Consider the following 23,012-nt stretch of genomic DNA (forward strand, 5'->3'; position numbering starts at 1 on the left):
ATTTTGGTAGGGAAAAGAAGTCAGTTCGCAGTTTATCTGTACGGATATGAGCTTTATGCGTTCACACTCTTTTAAAAACAAAGTATGCTTATGCCTGTAACAAGGAGCATACATGTATCAAGTACTTGCTAGAAAATACCGTCCACGTAATTTCAATGAGTTAGTGGGACAAAACCATGTTTCTCGTGCATTAAGTAGTGCATTGGAACGCGGTCGTCTTCACCATGCTTATTTATTTACAGGAACGCGTGGTGTAGGTAAAACTACAATCGCCCGTATTTTAGCCAAGTGTTTGAACTGTGAAACAGGTGTGACTGCTACACCATGTGAAGTCTGTGCAACCTGCAAGGCGGTAAATGAAGGCCGTTTTATTGATTTAATCGAAATTGATGCTGCTTCAAGAACAAAAGTAGAAGATACGCGTGAACTTTTAGATAATGTTCCTTATGCGCCAACGCAAGGTCGTTTTAAAGTTTACCTGATTGACGAAGTACATATGCTTTCTACGCATTCTTTTAATGCGTTATTAAAAACACTAGAAGAACCACCAGAACACGTTAAGTTTCTATTTGCAACGACTGATCCGCAAAAGCTACCAATTACGGTTATTTCACGTTGTTTACAATTTACTTTACGACCTTTAGCGGTAGATGAAATTACCAAACACCTTGGCGCTATTCTTGAAAAAGAACAGATTACTGCTGATCAAGATGCAATTTGGCAAATTGCTGAATCTGCTCAGGGTTCGCTGCGTGATGCGCTATCATTAACTGACCAAGCTATAGCTTATGGCCAGGGTTCTATACATCACCAAGATGTGAAAGAAATGCTTGGCTTGATTGACCGTACGATCATTTATGATTTGATTTTAGCGGTTCATCAAAACCAACGTGAAAAAGTGAGTCAGTTATTACTCCAATTTAGATATCAAGCCTTAGATGTATCGTTAGTGCTTGATCAGCTCATTTCAACATTACATGAGTTAGCTTTATTACAGTATTTACCAGAGCTTGGCTTAAAGTATAGTGAAGAAATTAATGCCAAAATTCTTCAACTTTCTAAGTTAATTTCTGCTCAAGATTTGCAGCTTTACTATCAAATCGCATGTAAAGGCCGTTCAGACTTGCAACTTGCCGTAACGCAAGAGCAAGGTTTTGAAATGTGTATTTTACGCTTATTGGCTTTCCGTCCTTTAGCACCAAATGAAATTTTAGTTTCAGAGCCTGTTCAACAAAATGAGCAAGCAGTGGTAGGGCTAAATCAACAAGTTCAGCAAACTGCTCAGGAGATTACACCTGTAAGTACTGTTCAGCCTGTTGAAGTTATTAGCCAACCCGCTATGGTTGAACCTGAACCTGAACCTGAACCTGAACCTGAACCTGAACCTGAACCTGAACCTGAACCTGAACCTGAACCTGAACCTGAACCTGAACCTGAACCTGAACCTGAACCTGAACCTGAACCTGAACCTGAACCGCAGTCTAATCAGGATTTAATGGTATTTGACCCAAACCATCATGAGCTGATTGGGCTTGAGTCAGTACCTGTTCAAGAAACGATTAGTGTTCTAGAGGAAGATTTCATTCCAGTACCAGAACAAAAGGCAGTACATGTTCAGGCTGAAACCCAAGCCAAACAAACTGAATCTGAGCCAACATTTACTGCTGAGCCGCAAGGTTTGTTTGAAACATCTGATACTGAATTTTCTCTGGGTCAAGATGCACCTGTAACTCATGATTTGGTTTCTGAATCTGTTATTGAGCAGCAAACATTGGTGCAAGCCGAAGTGGTTGTTGAAACTGCTACAGTTATCAAAGAGTCTAGTGCAACTGATAACGCGCAATTGATGCCTCAGGATATTTTGAAGCTTTCTGCTCAAGTTTTAGAAGGCGAGTGGACACTTGAAAAGTGGGAATATTGGTTTAGAAATAGTCAGCTTTCCCCAGCCGTTCAAGAACTTGCTCAACATGGTGTGATGACTGGTGAAATTGGTGGTAATACTATTTTCCATATTCCTCAAGAATATGAAAATATGCTGACCCAATTACAACAAGGCCTTATTGATGCATTAAATGAGCAATGGCCGAATACTCAATTTACAGTTGAATATGGTGCTTTGAATACATCTACCCCCTATACCATTCAAAGTGCACGTAAAGAAAAAGCCTTTCATAGAGCAGTTGAGCTATTACAGCAACAGCCAGTTATTAAGAGTCTCATAGAAACTTTTGATGGCGAACTACAAAATATTCAATTAAAGCCTTAAATTCATCTGATTTTTGATCTGGTGCAGAATATGAAAATAATAGACTTTTCATATTTTTCACTGGATTGAAATATTTGGGTCATGTCACTGTCATTGTACTTTTCTATGTTAGCCATTTTAGATTTTAAATGGACTATATATCGTCATGAAAAGGCAATACACTGGAATAAATAGTTTTAAATATTCATATTTTTTATTAATCGGCGCGATTCTGCTGAGTGGTTGTAACGACTCGGCAAATGATAATTCAAATACACCAGATACAGGTAAAAAGCCTGTAATGCGCTGTGCTCCATAAACTTAAATAATAAAAAGAACCTGATCATGATTACACGTCGTAAATTTTTAAATTACTCTTTAAATATGGGTTTTGGTGCTGCGGCATTGGCAACTTTCCCATCTAGTATTCAAAAAGCTTTAGCAATTCCTGCAAATAATAAAACTGGAACCATTCAGGATGTCGAGCACGTTATTATTTTAATGCAGGAAAACCGATCTTTTGACCATTACTTCGGAACATTAAAAGGCGTCCGAGGGTTTGCCGATCGTTTTACGATTCCTTTGCCAAGTGGCCGCCGTGTTTGGGAGCAGCTTAGAAGTAATGGGCAAGTTTTAACGCCTTTTCACTTAGATGGTACAGCCAATAATGCACAGCGTGCAGATGGTACGCCACATACTTGGAACGACAGTCAGCTGGCTTGGGACAATGGGCGCATGGCGAACTGGCCAACTCATAAAACTGATATCTCAATGGGTTATTTTAAAGAAAAAGAAATTCCATATCAGTTTGCGCTTGCGAATGCTTTTACGATTTGTGATGCCTACCATTGCTCTATGCACACTGGAACAGATGCAAACCGTTCTTATCATTTAACGGGTACAAATGGTGCAACACCGACCAAGCGTTCATTTGTAAACAATGAGTGGGACTGGATTGATGGTAACCCAGCGACGGCAGACCGTGGTTATACATGGAAAACTTATGCCGAACGCTTAGAAGAAGCAGGGGTAAGTTGGATTTGTTATCAAAATATGCCAGATGAATGGGGCGATAATATGTTGGGTGCATTTCGTTCGTTTAGAAAGGCTAATATTGCATCTGGTTATCCTGTTTCAAGTGGCGGCGAACCGAATAAACCGTATGCTGATACGGGTCAAAAACTACCGTATAAAGCCTATGATGCTGCAACTGATAATGCCAAAAATCCATTATATAAGGGCATTGCAAATACATTGCCGGGCAATAAACCAGAAGAATATCTTGATGCTTTTAAACGCGACATTCGTGAAGGGAAGTTACCTCAAGTCTCTTGGATTAATGCGCCATCGATTTATTGCGAACATCCAGACCCTTCAAGCCCAGTTCAAGGAGCTTGGTTTATTCAAGAAATTATTGATGCATTAACTGCTGTACCAGAGGTGTGGAGTAAAACTGCGCTACTTATCAACTTTGATGAAAATGATGGTTACTTTGACCATATGCCATCGCCATCAGCGCCATCTCGACTTAAAAACGGCCAGTACGCGGGTAAATCGACATTAAGTAGTGCCGATATGCAGGACGAATATTTTGATCATACTGCACCTGAGGGAAGCCATTCACAGCCAACACCTGATGGACGCGTTTATGGTCCGGGCCCTCGTGTTCCGTTATATGTGATTTCCCCATGGAGCCGTGGTGGTTGGGTGAACTCGCAAGTGTTTGACCATACTTCAGTGCTCATGTTTTTAGAAAAACGTTTTGGGGTTAAAGAGCCGAATATCAGTCCATATCGCCGTGCAGTGTGTGGTGATTTAACTAGTGCATTTAACTTTAAAACACCAAATGCAGATGTTTTACCTCAGCTGAATGGTAAACAAACACGTGTGCAAGCAGATGAGTTAAGAGAAAATCAAGAAGCTTTACCAGCTGTGCCTGTACCCACGGATACAAAGTTACCGATTCAGCAAAGTGGTATACGTCTTTCACGTGCGTTACCTTACGAGCTACACACCAGCGCACGCTGTAATACTGATGGCAAAGTGCAATTGATTTTCTCTAATACGGGTACGCAAGCTGCGGTTTTTCATGTTTATGACAAGCTCAACTTAGACCGAATTCCTAAGCGTTATATTGTCGAGCCGAATAAGACTCTAGATGATGTATGGGACGCTTTAAAAGATAATTTAGGTCGTTATGACCTATGGGTACTTGGTCCAAATGGCTATCATCGTCATTTCAAAGGGGATACTCAACGTATTGTTGATAGTGGCGTTAAACCTGAAATTCGAGTGTGCTATGACATTGCCAATGGTGATGTTTATGTCGAACTTATGAATGATGGTACTAAGGATGCAATATTGACGGTAAAACCGTGTGCATATCGACAAGATGCGCCGTTACAACTTACCGTAAAAGCGGGACAGGTTGTTAAGCAGCATTGGGCTTTGGCCGATGTAGGGCATTGGTATGATTTTGAAATCACCAGTCAGAGTGATCCATATTATTACCGACGTTTTGCTGGTCGAGTCGAAACGGGTGAAGATTCCTTTAGTGACCCTGCAATGATGTAAGCTAAAATGAGGCAAAAAGAGCTGTGTATTTTCTTTTTGCCTCATTTTTTATAATAAGAAATTCTCTAAAACCTCACGAACTGTCTCGGAAATTGGCACAGTCTTACGCGTTTCGCGATCAACAAAAACATGTACAAAATGTCCTTGAGCTGAGGCTTGGTCCTGACCTTGTTTAAAGATTGCCAATTCATAGCGCAATGAAGTCGTACCGATTTTACCAATCGCAACACCTACTTGAATAATTTCTGGAAATGATAATTCCTGAAGAAAACTACAAGCTGAATCGACCACTAAGCCAATTGCTTTTGCTTCATGAATATCAAACCCTGTTTTTTGGATGAGCAAAGCATTGGCCGCTGTATCAAAGTAGCTATAATAAGTCACATTATTCACATGACCATAAATATCGTTATCTGCCCAACGCGTTTGAATGTCTAAAAAGAACTTAAATTGATCACGGGTTTTTAAAACTGGTTTAGTCATCAATGAATCGCCTGATAAATTGCCAAAGCAGCGGCTTCTGTCATGTCACGTGGGTTATTTTGTAGTAAGCGGGTTTGCAACATGGCATCTTGAGCAAGTCGGGGTAAACTGGATTCATCAATACCCAAATCTCTAAGTTTTAAGGTCAAGCCACTACGGTCTAAGTGGTTCTGCATGTGGTCAATAAACAGATCACACAAGCCATCAGTGCTGCCATTGCTGTATGGATCGAGCCATTGCATAAGCTCTGCATAGTATTTTTTTGCATTGGGCGCATTAAATTTTAATACTTCAACCAACACTAAGGCGTTGGTATGCCCATGCGACAAATGAAAATGTCCACCCAGTGGATAAGCTAAAGCATGCACAGCAGCAACAGGCGAGTTTGCAAACGCTTGACCTGCGAGCATTGAACCGAACAGCATGTTTTGACGTGCTTCTAAATCATTACCATCTTTAAGAACTTTTGGTAAGTTATGATTTAACAACTTCAAAGCATGCTTGGCTAAAATATCCGTATAAATATTTTTTTTATGTTTAGAGGTATATGCCTCAATAGCATGTACCATCGCATCAATACCTGTTGCAGCGGTAATATGTGCTGGAAGGTTTTGAGTAAAAGTAGCATCAAGAATCGCAGTGTCGGCGTACAGTACTGGAGAGACAATCCCCATCTTTGTCGTCTCACCTGTAGTGACAATTGAGATTGGCGTTACTTCTGAGCCTGTACCGGCTGTAGTAGGAATTAAAATAAGGGGTAGGCGAGCTGTGGTGACTTGGTTTACGCCGTACATCTCTTGCAAACTTTGAGTCTGGTTAGGGTGGGCGAGTAAAGCAATAACTTTTGCAACATCTAGAGAACTACCACCACCAAAACCAATAATGACATCAACATTTTGCTGTTTAGCGTAATTGGCTGCATCTAGTACTACTTGTTCAGGTGGATCAGCTTGCACATCAGCATAGATGACATATTCAATGTTGAGGTTATCTAAAATTTGCAGCATGGGATGGTGTAATTGATTTTTAACCATGCCTGCATCGGTGACTAGCAATAACTTACGGTAAGCATTTGACGACAAAACATTCTGTAATTCTTGTATAGAGCCTAAGCCAGAGATGATATTTGGAACAGTTTGAAATTGAAAATGGCTCATATACATTATTTCCTTATTTTTGAACATTATTGTTGAATGGTTCTATAAGATTCAATCTCCAAATAAGTTAGCATAAGAAACTTTAAAATAAAGTAGTTCTGACGTGACTATACTTTTCTTAAGCCTTGTGCCACCCATAGATAAATACTTTTTGCAATGTAGGGTCCGAGATGTAAGTGAGGATTACCAAGATATTTAAACGCTCGTCGAAAAGTGGGCTTTTTGTTATTTATAGGGTTCTGTAGATTTTCTGGCAAGCTTCTAATTTATATAATGCCTTAACAATTTATAATTTTATCGGTTCTAAAAAGTGAAAATTTCTAAAACTTTTCTTAGTATTATGGGATGTACGTGTTTGATGCTTAGCTCGGCAGCAATCGCGAAAACCAGCTCTAGCGTATATTCGCCTACAAAAGGTGTAATTTGTGACAAATATATTTGTGCTGACAAAAAAGGTGTTTCTAAAAAGCTTACAGCTAAATACTTAGGCACTTATAAAGCGAATAGAGCCTTCTCTCAAGGTGATTTTGATACTTCAGCGTTTACGCTCTCAAATGGTGTGTTCTGTGATACTAAAACAAAACTATGCCATGTTGATCGATACTTTGAGAATGGGCATCGCAGTAAAATTGATAGAACTATGACAAATAAGCTTTTCAAAAATAAATGATTTTTCTATTGCAGAAATGAGGTAAATATCTCTGATAGATGAGTCTATCAAAGTAAAATTAAATCGCAAAAGACCCCGCTAACTATCGACTAATGGTGGGGTTTTTTATTATTAAGTATTTCTGTAATATCAATTTAATAGTATAGGGTGAAAAAATACTAAGTGATCAGGGTGAATAATTAATAAGGGAGGGTTTAGTTTTCGGTAGGATCTTTTCTGATTGGGAAGGAAAAAAGGATCTTTTTATTATTAAGAAAAAACATAATTTTTAGGTGGAATTTAAATAGTGATGTACACAATTAGATATGTTCATCGGAACAACACTTACTATATTGCTTCGAACAATGAAGGAAATTTTATTATTCTTGAGTCACTTGATTCAGAGTTTCGTATGGGCCACCAAATTTCATATGATGGTGAAAAAGTATTTAACCTGACACTAAATGACGAAACGGATGCAGTCATTAAACTTGAGAGTAACGAAAAAGGAGCCTATAAGTACTTACATTCAGTTAAGTAAATAAGCTTTGTTTTTTGAGAAAAAACTATGGTATGTTTATTTGCGCTTTAATGATGAGCAAGTTTAATTCATGAACTGTTTACTAAAGAAAATCAATACAACCACCACGACCTACAGAAAAGGCTGCGTGTGATTTTTTATTAGAGCGACTTAATAAGATAACCAAACCCAGCCAATAATGGCTGGGTTTATTTTTCTCTGCACATTATTGGTTTTTTACAGAGAAAGATTATGGATAAAAGTCATAAATCAAAATCAGCTTTACTCGTTATTGATATGCAAAATGGCCTATTCAAAGGAGAGCTAAAGCCATATAACCATCAAAGTGTACTTTCAAATATTCGTGAGCTTATTGAGTATCAGCGCTTAAATAAGAGACCAGTTATTTTTATCCGTCACGTTGGAGCAAAAGGTACTCCATTAGATCCAGATGGTTCTAATACGCAATTGATAGCAGAATTATTTTTTAATCCGGATATAGATACTGTCATTGAGAAAATATACCCTAGCAGTTTTAAGGGCACTGTTCTAAAAGATTGGTTAGAAAAACTTGATGTTGATCAAGTCATAGTCACTGGTATGAAAACTGAGTATTGTATCGACTCTACTATTAGAGCCGCTTCAGAAGTGGGATATAAAGTAACTTTAATCTCAGATGCACATACTACATTTGATTCTATGCATTTAAGTGCTCAGCGTATAATTGATCACCATAACCAAATTTTAAACAATGCTTTTGCTAATGTAATAACTACAGAAGAGTTTATAGATGAGTTTTAATTTAGAAACAAAACGGTAAAGCCAAGTGCTTCTTTTGAAGAGGCTGTGTAGCCTTAGAAGGGCGCAGTACAGAAGGCTTTATTAAATAACTGTTATTGGAAGGGCTTTTTTATTCTTAAGTATTTCTGTAAGATCCTTCTGTTGCTTTAAACAACAATAAACCTGAATGATCAGCGCAAAAGTCATAAGGGGAAAGCCTACTTGAAAGAGTAGGCTTTTTTTATTTCTTTATAAAAGCATACTGAGGACTTTATGATCAGAGTAGCTAATTTATAAAAATTTATTTTTTGCAATGAATGAGCTTAAGTTCCAAATTCTTAAAATCTATAACTTGATTAGAAGGATCAACAAGTTTTAATTTAAGTTCATCATCAGTACTCTTATTAAAAACTTTCACCACATCTTTACCAGATTCAATGAAATTACCGCCAGATTCAAGCATGGCCAGTAAAACAATATTTAGACTTTTGCCTTTTTTAGTAAGTAAGTATTCTTTACGTTCTCGCTCACCAACTTCTTTATAAATTGATAATTCAAATATTTCTAATTGGATGAGATGCTTTAGACGATTAGATAAAATTTGCTTTGATATGCCTGTATTTTCTAAAAAATCATTAAATTTTGTTACCCCATAGAAGGCTTCTCTTAACAATAGAATCGTCCATCTGTCATTTAATATTTCTGTAATTTTGAAGATCCCACATACATCTACTGGAAATTTATGATCTGGAATAATTTGATTTGACATCAGTGGAAGCTCCAATTAGTATGAGTCTATAATTTAGACCTAGCTTTGATTCAGGTAGCATTATGCCATTTATAAATATACAAACTATAGAAGGTTTACTAGATAAAGATAGTAAGGCTGAGCTTTTCAAGCGAATAACGGACTTATTTGTAGAAATAGAAGGAAAGGGAAATCCTGCTTTTCGAGAACATGTCTGGATAAGAATTGATGAGCATCCTCCTGAACATTGGCAGTTAGGCAGCTTAAGACCAACAAAGGAAATGATTGAATTAATCACTGCATCAAAGTGATGTTTGTAAAGCCCTATAAATTAGGGCTTTACTTTTATTTAATTACAACAAGAAGTACAAGATTAGCTAATTTATCGTCTGATTTATCAACTTTTAATCTATTGATAAACATTATTTTCCTTTTCAACCCAAGTGAGTTTTGACAAAATGCAACAAGTCACAATGGTCAATTCGGTTCTCACAAACTTATAGTCTGTTAAGATTGTGCATGACCCTGTTTATTTTTATGTAATTCAAATGTTTGGAAGTAATTTCTAATGGAAACACAATATAAGGTGTTATGTGTCTGTTTAGGAAATATTTGCCGTTCTCCCACGGCTGAGGTGGTTTTCAGACATTATTGTGACGCACATCAACTCAATGTGGTTGTCGATTCAGCTGGAACGAGTAATTATCATCCAAATAAATCGCCAGATCAGCGTAGTCAGTTGCATGCTCAGAAAAGGGGCTATGACCTATCATCTTTACGTGCAAGACAACTTTCAACCCAAGACTTTTTAGAGTTTGATTTGATTTTGGCAATGGATCATCAAAATTTTGATGATATTCATGACGTGTTGCAAAGAGCCGTTTCTCAATTTGGCGCAGACCAAATTCGTGCAAAAGTAGCTTTAATGAGTGAGCATGATCCCCAATATCCACAACAAGCGTTGCCTGATCCTTATTATGGCGGTGCTGATGGTTTTGAACGTGTACTCAATCAATGTGAGTCCAGTAGTTTGGCGTGGGTTAATATTTTAAAAAAACAATTGAATGTTTAAGAATAGGTTTTCAATACAATGCAAATTCAGAATCAAGTACAGCTTAAGCCATTCAATACTTTAAGTTTAGATGCAACTGTTTCTCACTATACTAAAGTTGGCAATATTCAAGATATTAAAGCAGCTTTAGAGTTTGCTGAGCAGCATCAGTTAAATGTACTTGTACTATCGGGCGGTAGTAATATGTTATTGCCGCAGCAGATCAATGCTTTGGTGATTCATCTTGATATTCAGGGAATTGAAGTTTTATCAAACGATCATGATTTTGTGCGAGTTAAAGTAGGCGCAGGCCAAGTCTGGCATGATTTTGTTTTATACAGCACTGAACAGAACTGGTTTGGTTTGCAAAATTTAGCCCTTATTCCAGGCTTAGTCGGTGCTTCACCCGTACAAAACATTGGTGCGTATGGGGTAGAGGTAGGTGAGTTTATTGAGTCAGTACAAGTGTATGACCGTAAATTCAAGCAAACTCAGACAATTTTAGCGGCTGACTGCCATTTTGCTTACCGCCATAGTATTTTTAAAGATGATCCGAACCGTTACATTATCACGCATGTCACTTTTAAATTGCTTAAACAGCCGCACTTAAAACTAAACTACGGCGATTTGAAACAAGCAGTTGGAGACAATCAGACTGCCGAAAATTTACAAAATCAGGTCATCCATATCCGCCAAAGTAAACTCCCTGATCCAAAAGAATATCCAAATGTCGGGAGTTTCTTTAAAAATCCGATTGTTAAACCTCAAGAGTTTGAACGTTTAATCACACAATTCTCAACAATTCCACATTATCCTCAAGCTAACGGAAACGTTAAAATTGCAGCAGGATGGTTAATTGATCAGGCGGGTTGGAAAGGGAAGCAACTCGATATGGTAGGGATGTTCCATAAACAGGCATTAGTTCTGGTGAATTATGCCAATGCATCTCTAGCTGATGTAAGGAAAACTTATCAGGCTGTTCAACATGATGTTGATCAGCGTTTCCATATTATGTTAGAACCAGAGCCTGTGCTTTATAACAGTTTAGGTTTAATTGAAAATCATACGGAATAATTTTATGCCAAAAGTACACTTAATGGTACGTTTAGTACAAGTAGTCACCGTACTATTTGTACTATTAGGCTGTTTCGTGTTTTTTTTATATTCACCATTTTATTCAAAACTTATTGTAGCTGGGCTTAACTATTTTGTACCTGTTGATGTTAATCAAGTCGCAGCTGAAAGCCAGAGACAAGCCGCATTAAGTGAGCATGATAATTTAGAGCCGGGTTCGAATTTATGGATTGCTCGTCAGGCTTATTTAAAACTGACAGAGCAAGCGTTACGTGAAAAAAAGACATCTGATCTGACCTATATTCAAGAGAATTATAAAGCCTTACAGCAAATTATTCTTTTAGAAGAAAAGGAACAGGATTCAGAAGAACAAGCAGCCTCTGTAACGGTTCCTTTAGTCGCTAAAAACTCAGAAATTGATGCTGCAGACGAAGCGAGTAGTCCGGTTGATGAAGCACTCTTTATTAATAGTTCTGAAAATAAAGCGCTTACTGAACAATATACCGAGTTTTTAGCCAGAAAACCTGTGGTGCCAGAGCATCAAGACGCTGTCAGTGAACCTGAACAACAAGTCGAGTATGTGCGTAAAAATCCATTGCCTGCACAACCTAAAAAGTTATCAGAACCTTATGCAATTGTTGTGTTGGGGGGCGGATTAACCTTAGATAAAAATGGTAAGGATATTGTAGTTAATGGCTATACGCGTTTGCGATTAGAAAAAACTTTAGAAGTTGAAAAACAAAATCATCTGCCTATTGTGCTTAGCGGTGTAGAAGCACCTTATATGCAAGCTTGGTTAAAAGAGCGCGGTGTTGATGCAAAGCTATTAGAAAAGCGTAGTATGAATACATGTGAAAATACTCGCTTTAGCTCTTTATTGCTTCAGAAAAAAGGCGGTGCACCTACGGTCATGTTGGTTACAGATGAATATCACATGCCACGTACACGCCGACTGTTTGCTTTAAATGGTATAGAAACTATTCCTGTTGTAGCTCCAATGCCAACTCCACTGACACGTTGGCAACCAAGTGTACAAAATTACGATCATAGCCGCCGTGCAAATTATGAATTACTTGCGACAATTCGTGACATGTTGTTTGGCTCAAGTGATTGTCGAGAGGTTCCTTAATGTCAGATATTCCATTTCTCAATCCTGCCGTATTAAAACAATTAGATTTACCGGTTCCTAATCGTGATCTTACGCCGCAGGTTTTGAGTCCACTTAATTTAAATACATTAGAAGAACCTTCTCGTGATTTGCTAGCCTATCGCAAATTGTATGGTTTACATTTACTTGAATGTGACCATTGGCAAGGCTATGTTCAAATGCCGTTATTTCGTTTGCATGTGCAAGTTTTCAAACCTAAAGTAGAAAAAATACAAGGTACAGTTTGTCTATTGCATGGTTATCTTGAGCATAGTGGTATTTACCAGCCAATCATTCGTGAAATTCTTGAGCAGGGCTTTAGTATCATTACTTATGATTTGCCGGGGCATGGATTAAGTGATGGTTCACCAGCCAGCATTAAAAACTTTGATCATTACCAGCAAGTTTTGATGGCTGTTTATCAATATGTGAAACATGCAGATCAGTTACCTAAACCATGGGTCGGTATTGGTCAAAGTACGGGTGGAGCAATTTGGATGCATCACTTATTAGAATATGCTGAAAAACGCCAAGATCCGATTGTAGATCGAGTACTTTTGCTTTCTCCGTTAATTCGCCCTGCAAAAACTGCGTGGTGGCATAACCCCGTTGGATTAGGCATTATTCGCCGTATTAAACGTCAGGTACCAAGGCATTTTAGACGTAATAATCATAATCCTGAATTTTTGCGTTTTATTCGTTTAAAGGATCCTTTGCAACCTCGAATGATGGGTATGGATTGGATTTTGGCAATGTCAAAATGGATGCAAGAAATGGAAGAGCGACCTGCTTGCCGTATCCCGGTCTGGCTTGCACAAGGTGCTCTCGATCAGACAGTTGATTGGCGTTACAACATTGAATTTATTCGTCGTAAATTTAGACTCCAAACGTTGTTAATGCTTGAAGAAGGCTCTCATCAATTAATTAATGAACGTGCAGATATACGTGCGGCATTAACAGGATTGATTCCAGCCTTTTTGCATGCAAAGCCAAAACATTTTTATTATTAGAAAAATAATGCATCTATCCAAAATTCTAGATAGATGCATTATTTAATCTTTGTAGTTTATTTTGAATTTTGATAAAGCTGCATAAAGTTTTTATAAACCGAAGACTGCTTTTGTGGACTATACATATTGCGCTCGATTGTTCCTTTATCTGTTTTGATTAAAACATTCACATTTTGAGCATTTTTAAATTCTTGTAGGAATTGACTTGGAATAACAAAGTAAGTGGTTGAATGTTTAGGTACTAATCGGCTCACATTTGTCTTTTCAGTGGCTTGAGCTGGTTCGTAATTGAATCGTTTGCCATCAATATCAAAGGTTAAAGCGTTAATATCATAAAAGTTATAACTACTACTTAAATGAACATCTACTCGAAGCTGATTTTTTTGATTTTCATTCCATTTAACCAATAAACTTGGGCATAGTTCAGTTGGTAAGCAGTTTAGCTGACCAGCTGTCTTTACCTCTTTAGGAGCTGGTGTACTAACCTGTGTGGTGCTACAAGCTGCAGTAAGTAGACATGAACCCAATAAGAGTAGAGATTTCTTCATCGTATAAATTCCAAGATCGTATGTTTAATATTATTTATGTTAAGAGTAATAAATTTTGACATAAATTAACGCGTAGTTGGACCTAAAAATACAAATGGTTTTGTAGTTTTAAAGAAAGAGGTGGCATCACCTGCATAGATATGGCTTTGATCAGGCCCTAAATCAAGTCTACGTGTTTTGCCATCTTTAAAGTTAATCTTTTTTAAGTCAACCCAAAATACATTGGGTGAGAGAGCGGATTCAAAAAAGTAGAGCATTTGTTTGTGGTCGGCAACAGTTCGCCAACGAGTCGAGGAAATATTAGGTTCTTCTTGAGTATTTAAGCCATAGGGAACAGATGCATTGCGAATCACACTAAATACAGAAGCTTGTGCTTGTTTTGTATTATCATTTTTAGGAATAGCATTAATGTAAAACGATGCACGTGCAAAGCGATCAGATGCTCTGTTCGTACCGGGAAGCATAATCGTTCCGCCAATTTGCTTCCAATATTCAACAAGTGCAAGTTGTTTATCGAAAGTAGGTGAATTGGTCATGACCTGATAGCTTCGGCTATGGTGAATCACTTGTTTTCCACCAATATATTCAATAATTGCGCTATCACCTGTTTTATCAGAAATAGATAAATGTAAGGTGGTGAGCCGTGTTTCACCGGGAACATTGTCGGTAATAATAGTGTAGGGGTCTTTTTCTAAGGCCTTAACGGCTTCATCTACAGTTGCAAAATTATCAAGTACATATTGAGCCCATGCTGCAATACTTAATAAAGGCTTATCTGTCTTTTTTGCATCTGGGTATTCAGACTCTACTAACCATAAAATATTAGCAACCAAACCTGCTTCATTCATTCCATCTGTTGTGGAAACTTCATAACCTGTAGCAATTACACTTCCATATTTCGACGTCCATTTTATTGAGTTGGGACCAGCGCTACCGTCACGGCTAACCCCGCTTGGCATAATCCATAAGTTGGTACCTGTATCAACCTTCCAGTCCATTGAGCGAGCAGTAATAATATGTTGGTTATTACCTAAATATACGGCACGTGTACAAGCAACAGCATAGCTACTTAAGCCTACAGCGATTGCAACAAAAGAAGAGATGAATGTTTTTTTCAACATGATGAGGTACCTTCTTGTTATAAGCATTAAAAAATTTTTATTAAATAAAATTAAAATGTGTACGTTATTTATACTTTTATATTAGGTGAAAAATCTATTAAATACAAATTAAAAGGGGAGTGAAATTTAAGCAAAAATCACATATTAGTTTTAAATATGGAAGAGCATCACACTATAAATGTAATGCTCAAATTATAAAAATTAATATAAATTAAAAATGATTGGCATCGGCCATGTTCCACATCCGATAATAAAAATTATCATCGTCATTATTAAGTTCAGATTGTAAAAGTTCACCTTCTTTCAAGAAAAAATGCAACTGAGCATAGTTCTTAATTTCACGGTCATTTACTCGTTGAGCCAAATGATGAGCTTTAATATCAGAAGGATGGCGTAAACCTGCTGCAGCAATCATTTCTGATAATGCATGCAAGGTATTTTTATGAAAATTAAATACTCGTTCTGATTTAGTCGGTACATCAATTGCTTTTTGACGATCTTTGTCTTGAGTCGCTACACCCACAGGGCATTGGTTGGTGTGGCAGCTTTGTGCCTGAATACATCCAACTGCAAACATGAAACCACGTGCTGAATTAACCCAGTCTGCACCGAGTGCAAAAGTGCTAGCGATATCAAAAGCACTAATGATTTTACCACTTGCGCCAATTTTAACTTGATCTCTTAGTCCTGCACCGACAAGAGTATTATGGACAAAGCGTAAGCCCTCTCGTAATGGGGTACCAATATTGTCACTAAACTCAATTGGTGCTGCACCAGTACCACCTTCAGAACCATCCACAACAATAAAGTCGGGAACAATTTTTGTTTCAAGCATTGCTTTAACAATACTCATGAATTGCCAAGGTTGGCCAATACACAGTTTAAAACCAACTGGCTTGCCGCCAGATAATTTTCGCAGCTTCTGTAAGAAATGCATCATTTCAATGGGGGTAGAAAAACTAGAATGCTTAGCAGGAGAAATACAATCATGATCGCGTGAAACGCCACGAATTTGGGCAATTTCTTCGGTAATTTTATGCTTAGGTAAGATACCGCCATGGCCCGGTTTTGCACCTTGTGAAAGCTTTAATTCGATCATTTTGATCTGTGGCAATTGAGATTGTTTAGCAAATTTTTGCTCGTCAAATTTTCCATCTAGGGTACGGCAACCAAAATAACCACTGGCAATTTGCCAAACAATATCTCCACCATTTTCGAGATGATAAGGGCTTAAGCTACCTTCACCAGTATCGTGATAAAACCCACCTAATTGCGCTCCTTTATTGAGTGCTCGAATTGCATTGGCACTTAAACTACCAAAGCTCATGGCAGAGATATTCATAATGGATGCACTATAGGGTTGAAGGCATTGTGCATTACCCACCTGAATGCGGAAGCTCTTTGGATCAGCTGGTGGGCAAGGGCTTATTGAGTGGACAATAAAGCGGTAATTCTCTTGATAGACATCAATAATTGAGCCAAAAGGTTTATCTGCATTTTCGTTTTTAGCACGTTGATAAACTAAGCTTCGTTGCATGCGAGAAAAAGGTAGAGCATCTTGATCCGCTTCAATAAAGTATTGACGAATTTCGGGGCGTATATCTTCAAACAAAAAACGAAAGTGTCCCATAATTGGGTAATTTCTTAAAATTGAATGTTTATTCTGTAAAACATCATAGAGGCCTAATAGGCTTAAGGCGCCTGTAACTACCCATAAACCATTAAGGAGAGTATCAGAAATAAAATAATAGATACTATGCGGGGTATATACGGTTCGAAACCATGTGATGCTGAGCGCAGTAAAAATACATAAAAACCAAAGAGAATGGCGTGAAAAGAATGTATTGAGAAATTTATGTCGGATGATTTGTGCTGGACTCGCCATATTGGAACAAATTCCTAATGTTTTACTGATACATACCTTGCCAAGAAGGAACTAAAACCACAAGTATGGAATTGTTAGCTTAAGGACGGTATAACAAAATCCAAAGATTATTGGGTTTAATTTTTCATTTAATTTTTAGAAATAGTTGAGATGGCAACACATGCTATTGTTGGCGAACACTTGTGTTTAATTACTGAAATCTTTAAAAAAATTCTAAAAGTGTGATAAAGCACTTAGATTTCTTATTCATAAAGTATTATTTTCTTATTCATTTAAAATATATAGAATAATCAGGCGCTTACTTTTTGTTCTAGTTTTTTTGACCAAATATTAAAAAAATATAAAATACTAAAAGTGATGGTAAACTTTAACTAATGAAAATTTATATTTTTTTTAGAAAAACTAATAAAAGTTGAATGAAAGTATCAAAAATTGATATAAAAGGTATGATAAACCTTAGAAAATTTTATAATTGAGAAATTCATCAGAAGTTGAATTATTAATTGATATTTAGAATGAAAGTCCTGTTAGTGATTTTGTTGTTTTTTTGTATTATGCGCCCTAAATAGAGTAAAAAAATAATGCTTTGAAAAAACAATCAGAAAAGCTAGTGATTGTGATGGGGAAGGCTAGTTTTTACATCTATTAATTTTATTGGCGTAATGTAAAAAGGTTTTTAACCATGAATAAGTCTCTCATTTGTTTATCAGCAATTGCTATGGGTTCAATGTCTATTAATGCTGCAAATGCCGCAAATGCCGCCGGTACATTAACTGTTAAAGCAACAATTGCAAATAGTTGTGTTCTCAATACTTCTGCAACTGGTACTACCTCAAATGCAATTTTAGATTTTGGTACGTTAAGTTCGCTTGCAAACAACGTAGATGCAGATACTACAACGACAGGTGGAACTGCAATTAAAGTGTTATGTAACAACACTGTGCCATGGACTCTGGCTTTTGATGGCGGTAAAAACGCGCAATCTTCTCAACGTAATATGATTGGTGGTGCTTCAAGCAACGAATATATTCCTTACAACCTTTACTCTGACACTAATCGTGCAACAGCGATCGGTATTGCAACCACTGCATATAGTGGTAATGGTACTGGTGCGCCACAAACAATTAATGTTTATGGTCGTATTCCTGCTGGTTCAACTTTACCAAGTGCGGGTAGCTATGTTGACACTGTGACTGTAACAGTGACTTATTAATTTTTAATAAGTTTAGTTGCGTCATCGCTAGCTCTTTTTAAAAGAGCTAGCTCAATTTGAGAAAAGTAGTTCTGGGCAAATCATGAAAAAAAATATCTTTGTTGTTACAAGCTTATTGTTATTTTTGCCTAGTATGCTAAATGCAGCATCAATCCGCCTTTCACCTGTTAGTGTTGAAATATTGAGTGATCAGGCTGCATCTTCCATTAGTTTATATAACCAGTCAAATGAAAGTGCTGATTTGCAGGTGCGTGTATTTGAGTGGAGACAAAATGCTGGTCAAGATCAGTTAATCCCTACGGATGAGATTGTAATTAGTCCGCCATTTTTAAAACTACAACCTAGTGACTCTTATAACTTACGTGTAGTTAGAATTAACCCAGAGCCTATTTCTGGTGAAAAAACTTATCGTATTATTATTGATGAGTTACCAAAACCAATTGATAGTCGTAAAGCTGATCAAGGCGTTAACGTACTACTACGTTCGTCATTACCTGTATTTGTCGTCAATAAAGATGCGATTACTAAACTGAATTGGTCAATACAACAAGAACAAAATAACGCTTATCTCACTATAAGTAATGTTGGTAATCGACATGCGCTTTTAAATAACTTAATACTTGTGGATACAACAGCAAATAAAAGCTATCCCATTAAAGTAAACACCGTGAATGGTTATATTCTTGCCGGGAAAGCGAGAAATTTTAATATTAGTCCTGATTTTAAATTTCAAGCAGATCATAAATATAATATTTCATTAAATATTAACGGTAAGCAAACATCTCTTTAAAGAGGCACATATGAAATATATCGTAAGTGCCTTATGTGTTATGTACTTGCCGATTCATGCCGCTGCTGAATCATTACAAGATAGTACCAATGCTGTCTTACCAAGTATTCCAGAAGTTACGAATTCTGCTCATCAGGCCTTTGGTTCTGATCAGGGATATATACAGCTATTTTTAAATATCTCTGTTAATTCAAATGCTTCTAAAGATTTAATATCGGTGCGGCAGGATCAAGATAGAAAGCTATATATCCGCTCACGTGATTTAAAAACTTTAAGATTAAAAATGGATGCACATATCCCAGATAACCAGTGGGTGTGTATTAATGATCTAAACGGAATCCAGTTTAAATATCTGGAAAATGAGCAGTCTTTAAACTTAAAAGTTCCATCGAACATGTTAACGGGTTACTCAGTTGATTTAAGTAGTCAGCAGATCACTAGCCCACAATTGCTAAAGATGAAACCTTTAAATGCGGCCATTCTGAATTACAGTCTGTATAACACCATAACCAATTACGAGAACGTTTTCTCAGGTACGGCAGAAGGGATTTTTAACAGTGCAATTGGTAACTTCTCATCAGGCGTTTTATATAACGGTAGTAATGAAAATAGTTATAGCCATGAAAAGTGGGTACGACTGGAAACTAAGTGGCAATATGTCGACCCTGAAAAGATCAGGATATATACCCTAGGTGACTTTATTTCCAATAGCCCGGATTGGGGAAACAGTGTCCGTCTGGCTGGTTTCCAATGGTCGAGTGCTTATAGTCAACGCGGGGATATTGTCACTTCGGCGCTACCACAATTTTCCGGCTCGGCAGCACTGCCTTCAACATTAGATTTATACGTCAATCAACAAAAGATTTATTCAGGGTTAGTGCCATCAGGCCCATTTGATATTAAACAGCTTCCGTTTATTTCAGGAAATGAAGTCACCCTTGTGACTACCGATGCAACGGGACAGCAGAGCATTACCAAAAAGCCGTACTATTTTTCATCCAAGATTCTGGCACAAGGCATTAATGAGTTTTCAGTAGATGTGGGGGTTCCACGTTATAACTATGGGCTGTATTCAAACGATTATGATGATGCCACCTTTGCCTCAGGTGCGATCCGATACGGCTACAGTAACTCACTGACCTTAAGCGGTGGTGCAGAGGCTTCGACAGATGGCATGTCGAATCTCGGCACAGGATTTGCCAAAAATGTTTTGGGTATTGGTGTGATCAATGCCGACATTGCAGCGAGCCAGTATAAAGATGAAAACGGTTATTCTGCTTTAGTCGGTTTAGAAGGGCGTATTAGCAAGAATATTTCCTTTAACACCAGTTACCGCAAAGTATTCGATAACTACTTTGACCTAGCCCGTGTGTCTCAAGTGAGATATTTAAAAGATAACCAGATGACTTCTGAACCGCAGAACTACCTGAACTACAGCGCACTGGCAGATGAGATTTTTAGGGCAGGGATTAATTATAACTTTTATGCAGGTTACGGGGTTTATCTGGGTTATAACCAGATTAAATATAGCGATAACTCCTATAAATTACTGTCTACCAGTTTAAGTGGAAGTCTGGACAAGAACTGGGGTTTTTATGCATCAGCTTATAAAGATTATGAAAACCACAAGGACTATGGAGTTTACTTTGCGCTGAGATATACCCCGTCCAGTAAAGTGAATGCGATCACGAGTGTTTCTAGTGATAGTGGTAAAGCAACCTATAGACAAGAAATCAATGGATTTACTGATCCACAAATTGGTTCGTTTGGCTGGGGCGGTTATGTTGAACGTGATCAGGATGCGCAGGAGAATAATGCTTCAATTTATGCCTCTTACCGTGCCCGAGCAGCTTACCTGACAGGACGCTATAACCGATTTGGAGATAACGATCAGGTTGCACTTTCAGCAACAGGTTCACTGGTTGCGGCAGCGGGACGTATCTTTGCGGCCAATGAAATTGGAGACGGCTATGCGGTCGTAACTAATGCAGGGCCGCAAAGCCAAATTCTAAATGGTGGTGTTAATTTGGGAGAAACTGACAAGTCTGGCCGATTCTTAATTGCGAATTTAAGACCCTACATGTCTCATCATATCTACCTAGACCCATCATATTTACCTTTAGAGTGGGAAGTTAGCTCTACGAATCAGACAGCGTTTGTAGGTTACCGCCAAGGAACCTTGGTTGACTTCGGTGCTCATAAGGTCATTTCAGGGTTAGTGAAACTGGTTGATCAAAACAACTCACCGTTAATGCCGGGTTATGCCGTTCAAATTAATAGTCAGCAAGATGGAATAGTTGGTTACGACGGCGAAGTATTTATTCCAAACCTATTGAAGCAAAACAAACTTGAAGTTGATCTTCTGGATCATGGTTCATGCCAAGTTGTTTTTGCGTATGAAAATAAGCAATACAGTGCTAAAAAATTGGGGCCTTATGTATGTCGATAAATATTGCTAGCTTTAACCAACCGACAACATTTAGAGCACTTTCATTTATCCTGAAATATTTTTTGGGAACGGGTTTGCTATGCCTGATCTTTACATTTTTTAACTCTGCCCATGCAGATTGCACAGCTACAGCGCCAAATTCTGGCACATATACATACACTGCTGCAACAATTAACAATGATGCAGTATTGACATACACTGGGACAATACGTTGTTATGGAGCACGTTCAACACCAGAAATTTCAGGTTATATGTGTATGAAGACCGTTTTTACTGGAACCACGAGTAGTAATAATAATGTTTCATTACCCTATACGGTAACTGCAAGTGTAGGTGGGGCTGGCTCTTCTACCACTAATCAAAATGCGAATGTCTGGTATGGGCCTGTGAAAACCGTCTCTTCAAAGAATGTTATAAGTTACTCAGTAAATATAAAAGTACCAGCTCGTACGGGTTCGCTCATGGCATATCCTAAAGGAACCTATACGGGTACGGTTCAGCTATTTTGGGACATGCAAGCAAGCTCTAGCACAGTGTGCGAAGGTGATGGTGGTGGAGGTTGGGACTCGGGTAATACCACCATAACTGCTAATTATGTTGTGCCAAGTTTGTGTCAAATAGATTCAACATCAAATGTCGATTTTGGAAATATTAATGATATTGGTAAGACTACTCGTGATTATACAGCTCAAGGAGTGGTGAATACGACCTGTAATAATGGACTGCCATATAGTATTTATTTGGGGGATGGAAATAACCGTATTGCCGGTGGTTTTAGGCAGATGGCAAATGGTAGTGGTCAGTACATTCAGTATCAGTTATATCAGAACTCGAATTATAGTACGGTATGGGATACTACTGGTGGTGTAAGCGCAGTTGGAGGTTCTGGAGGTGTTTCTAAAACAGGTTCGGGCAGTTCTCAGGGTACAAATGTCTATGGAAAAATTCCGCAAGGTACCACTATTGCAACAGCTCCGGGTAATTACTCAGATACGATCGTTGTTACAGTAACTTATTAAGAATTTTTTGATTCTAAGATTGGATATTTTACCAATGTTTTGAGTGGCGGAGATGAATAATAATTAGTTTTTAAAATTGATATTTAAGCTAGGCTCGACTTAAAGATGTAGTTTAAAAGGGGCCTTATTTATAGAATTTGATGTTTAATTGTTCTAATTTAAAAGAAGCAGATAAGTTTAAAAAAAGTAGGGGTGATAAGTGGTTAGCGATAATGTTGTTTCAGGATGAGTAAAAACAGAAAAAGACAAATTAAAAAAATAAGAAAAAACATCTGATAAATATATACCTTGTGAATATTAAATGTATTTTTACACAAGTTAACAGATTGTACAAATTAAATTACAGTTCTCATTTCTTTCTTTATTTTGTCTTATCAATCATTTAATTATTTGTATTGGAAAACAAAGTGTTAAAATTGAAAGGCTGAGATGCTCTGATATGTTTAATTGTATTTTATTCGGTGAATCTACGAATTGAAATTTGTGGATGCTTAGTAGTACTAAAGACAAATGTCTATATGTGTGACAGCTATCCCGAATTTTAACCTC

General features: G+C 37.5%; 21 protein-coding genes. 15 read left to right on the forward strand and 6 right to left on the reverse strand.

The genetic code is table 11. From position 1 onward, the window contains the following. Positions 1–112 precede the first annotated feature (112 nt). The 3 genes from ACYU0V_RS07155 (at position 113) to ACYU0V_RS07165 (ending at position 4,819) form a co-directional block, all read left to right on the forward strand. On the forward strand, positions 113–2,266 hold the full coding sequence (locus ACYU0V_RS07155; protein ID WP_461849571.1) for a DNA polymerase III subunit gamma/tau: 2,154 nt from the start codon (positions 113–115) through the stop codon (positions 2,264–2,266). 145 nt (positions 2,267–2,411) lie between these two features. Next, positions 2,412–2,564 carry a hypothetical protein gene (locus ACYU0V_RS07160; RefSeq protein ID WP_417890558.1) on the forward strand — a complete coding sequence of 51 codons (153 nt, stop codon included), beginning with the start codon at positions 2,412–2,414 and terminating at the stop codon, positions 2,562–2,564. Positions 2,565–2,590: 26 nt separating this feature from the next. Then, positions 2,591–4,819: a phosphocholine-specific phospholipase C gene (locus ACYU0V_RS07165; RefSeq protein ID WP_461849572.1), complete on the forward strand. Its 2,229-nt coding sequence runs from the start codon at positions 2,591–2,593 to the stop codon at positions 4,817–4,819. A gap of 48 nt (positions 4,820–4,867) precedes the next feature. Here the strand turns inward: ACYU0V_RS07165 and ACYU0V_RS07170 are convergent, their stop codons facing one another. Further along, entirely contained in the window at positions 4,868–5,302 is a 435-nt protein-coding gene (locus ACYU0V_RS07170; protein WP_039761880.1) for an acyl-CoA thioesterase, read from the reverse strand. After that, positions 5,302–6,459, reverse strand: coding sequence for an iron-containing alcohol dehydrogenase (locus ACYU0V_RS07175; protein WP_174723376.1), 1,158 nt, complete (start codon positions 6,457–6,459; stop codon positions 5,302–5,304). Before ACYU0V_RS07175 ends, ACYU0V_RS07170 begins: the two co-directional genes overlap by 1 nt. Positions 6,460–6,799: 340 nt before the next feature. Here ACYU0V_RS07175 and ACYU0V_RS07180 point away from each other — a divergent pair, with 340 nt between their 5' ends. The 3 genes from ACYU0V_RS07180 to ACYU0V_RS07190 all read left to right on the forward strand — a co-directional run bounded on the left by ACYU0V_RS07180 (position 6,800) and on the right by ACYU0V_RS07190 (position 8,429). After that, positions 6,800–7,129, forward strand: a complete 330-nt coding sequence (locus ACYU0V_RS07180; protein WP_213032085.1) for a YcgJ family protein — start codon at positions 6,800–6,802, stop codon at positions 7,127–7,129. A gap of 289 nt (positions 7,130–7,418) precedes the next feature. Next, a complete protein-coding gene (locus ACYU0V_RS07185; RefSeq protein ID WP_069124276.1) occupies positions 7,419–7,649 on the forward strand; it encodes a hypothetical protein in 231 nt (76 codons plus the stop codon). A gap of 231 nt (positions 7,650–7,880) precedes the next feature. Beyond that, positions 7,881–8,429 carry a cysteine hydrolase family protein gene (locus ACYU0V_RS07190; protein WP_461849574.1) on the forward strand — a complete coding sequence of 183 codons (549 nt, stop codon included), beginning with the start codon at positions 7,881–7,883 and terminating at the stop codon, positions 8,427–8,429. A gap of 280 nt (positions 8,430–8,709) precedes the next feature. Here the strand turns inward: ACYU0V_RS07190 and ACYU0V_RS07195 are convergent, their stop codons facing one another. Then, positions 8,710–9,177: a winged helix-turn-helix transcriptional regulator gene (locus tag ACYU0V_RS07195; protein WP_002115170.1), complete on the reverse strand. Its 468-nt coding sequence runs from the start codon at positions 9,175–9,177 to the stop codon at positions 8,710–8,712. A 62-nt stretch (positions 9,178–9,239) separates the two neighbouring features. Here ACYU0V_RS07195 and ACYU0V_RS07200 point away from each other — a divergent pair, with 62 nt between their 5' ends. From ACYU0V_RS07200 to ACYU0V_RS07220, 5 genes are all read left to right on the forward strand, one after another. Then, the gene (locus ACYU0V_RS07200; RefSeq protein ID WP_002115197.1) at positions 9,240–9,467 is read left to right on the forward strand and encodes a tautomerase family protein; all 228 of its coding nucleotides are present in this window, start codon (positions 9,240–9,242) and stop codon (positions 9,465–9,467) included. Between the two features lie 257 nt (positions 9,468–9,724). Then, entirely contained in the window at positions 9,725–10,228 is a 504-nt protein-coding gene (locus ACYU0V_RS07205) for a low molecular weight protein-tyrosine-phosphatase (protein WP_461849576.1), read from the forward strand. Between the two features lie 18 nt (positions 10,229–10,246). Beyond that, positions 10,247–11,281 (forward strand): UDP-N-acetylmuramate dehydrogenase, encoded by a 1,035-nt coding sequence (gene murB, locus ACYU0V_RS07210; RefSeq protein WP_461849577.1) that lies wholly within the window; start codon positions 10,247–10,249, stop codon positions 11,279–11,281. Between the two features lie 4 nt (positions 11,282–11,285). Beyond that, the gene (locus ACYU0V_RS07215; protein WP_461849578.1) at positions 11,286–12,410 is read left to right on the forward strand and encodes a YdcF family protein; all 1,125 of its coding nucleotides are present in this window, start codon (positions 11,286–11,288) and stop codon (positions 12,408–12,410) included. Next, entirely contained in the window at positions 12,410–13,438 is a 1,029-nt protein-coding gene (locus ACYU0V_RS07220; RefSeq protein WP_002115207.1) for an alpha/beta hydrolase, read from the forward strand. Before ACYU0V_RS07215 ends, ACYU0V_RS07220 begins: the two co-directional genes overlap by 1 nt. 56 nt (positions 13,439–13,494) lie before the next feature. On the opposite strand, the gene ACYU0V_RS07225 is transcribed toward ACYU0V_RS07220, so the two are convergent. The 3 genes from ACYU0V_RS07225 to ACYU0V_RS07235 form a co-directional block, all read right to left on the reverse strand. Then, entirely contained in the window at positions 13,495–13,986 is a 492-nt protein-coding gene (locus ACYU0V_RS07225; protein ID WP_174723370.1) for a hypothetical protein, read from the reverse strand. A gap of 65 nt (positions 13,987–14,051) precedes the next feature. Continuing rightward, positions 14,052–15,107, reverse strand: a complete 1,056-nt coding sequence (locus tag ACYU0V_RS07230; RefSeq protein WP_174723368.1) for a linear amide C-N hydrolase — start codon at positions 15,105–15,107, stop codon at positions 14,052–14,054. Positions 15,108–15,318: 211 nt separating this feature from the next. Further along, positions 15,319–16,992 carry an FMN-binding glutamate synthase family protein gene (locus ACYU0V_RS07235; RefSeq protein WP_461849579.1) on the reverse strand — a complete coding sequence of 558 codons (1,674 nt, stop codon included), beginning with the start codon at positions 16,990–16,992 and terminating at the stop codon, positions 15,319–15,321. Positions 16,993–17,674: 682 nt separating this feature from the next. On the opposite strand from ACYU0V_RS07235, the gene ACYU0V_RS07240 reads away from it, so the two are divergent. The 4 genes from ACYU0V_RS07240 (at position 17,675) to ACYU0V_RS07255 (ending at position 22,463) form a co-directional block, all read left to right on the forward strand. Then, positions 17,675–18,205, forward strand: coding sequence for a Csu type fimbrial protein (locus ACYU0V_RS07240; RefSeq protein ID WP_060466594.1), 531 nt, complete (start codon positions 17,675–17,677; stop codon positions 18,203–18,205). Between the two features lie 82 nt (positions 18,206–18,287). Then, positions 18,288–18,995: a fimbrial biogenesis chaperone gene (locus tag ACYU0V_RS07245; RefSeq protein WP_032063415.1), complete on the forward strand. Its 708-nt coding sequence runs from the start codon at positions 18,288–18,290 to the stop codon at positions 18,993–18,995. Between the two features lie 40 nt (positions 18,996–19,035). After that, positions 19,036–21,444 carry a fimbria/pilus outer membrane usher protein gene (locus ACYU0V_RS07250; RefSeq protein WP_461849915.1) on the forward strand — a complete coding sequence of 803 codons (2,409 nt, stop codon included), beginning with the start codon at positions 19,036–19,038 and terminating at the stop codon, positions 21,442–21,444. Next, positions 21,435–22,463, forward strand: coding sequence for a Csu type fimbrial protein (locus tag ACYU0V_RS07255; RefSeq protein ID WP_461849580.1), 1,029 nt, complete (start codon positions 21,435–21,437; stop codon positions 22,461–22,463). Before ACYU0V_RS07250 ends, ACYU0V_RS07255 begins: the two co-directional genes overlap by 10 nt. Positions 22,464–23,012 lie beyond the last annotated feature (549 nt).

The sequence above is a fragment of the Acinetobacter sp. X9 genome (assembly GCF_054889255.1).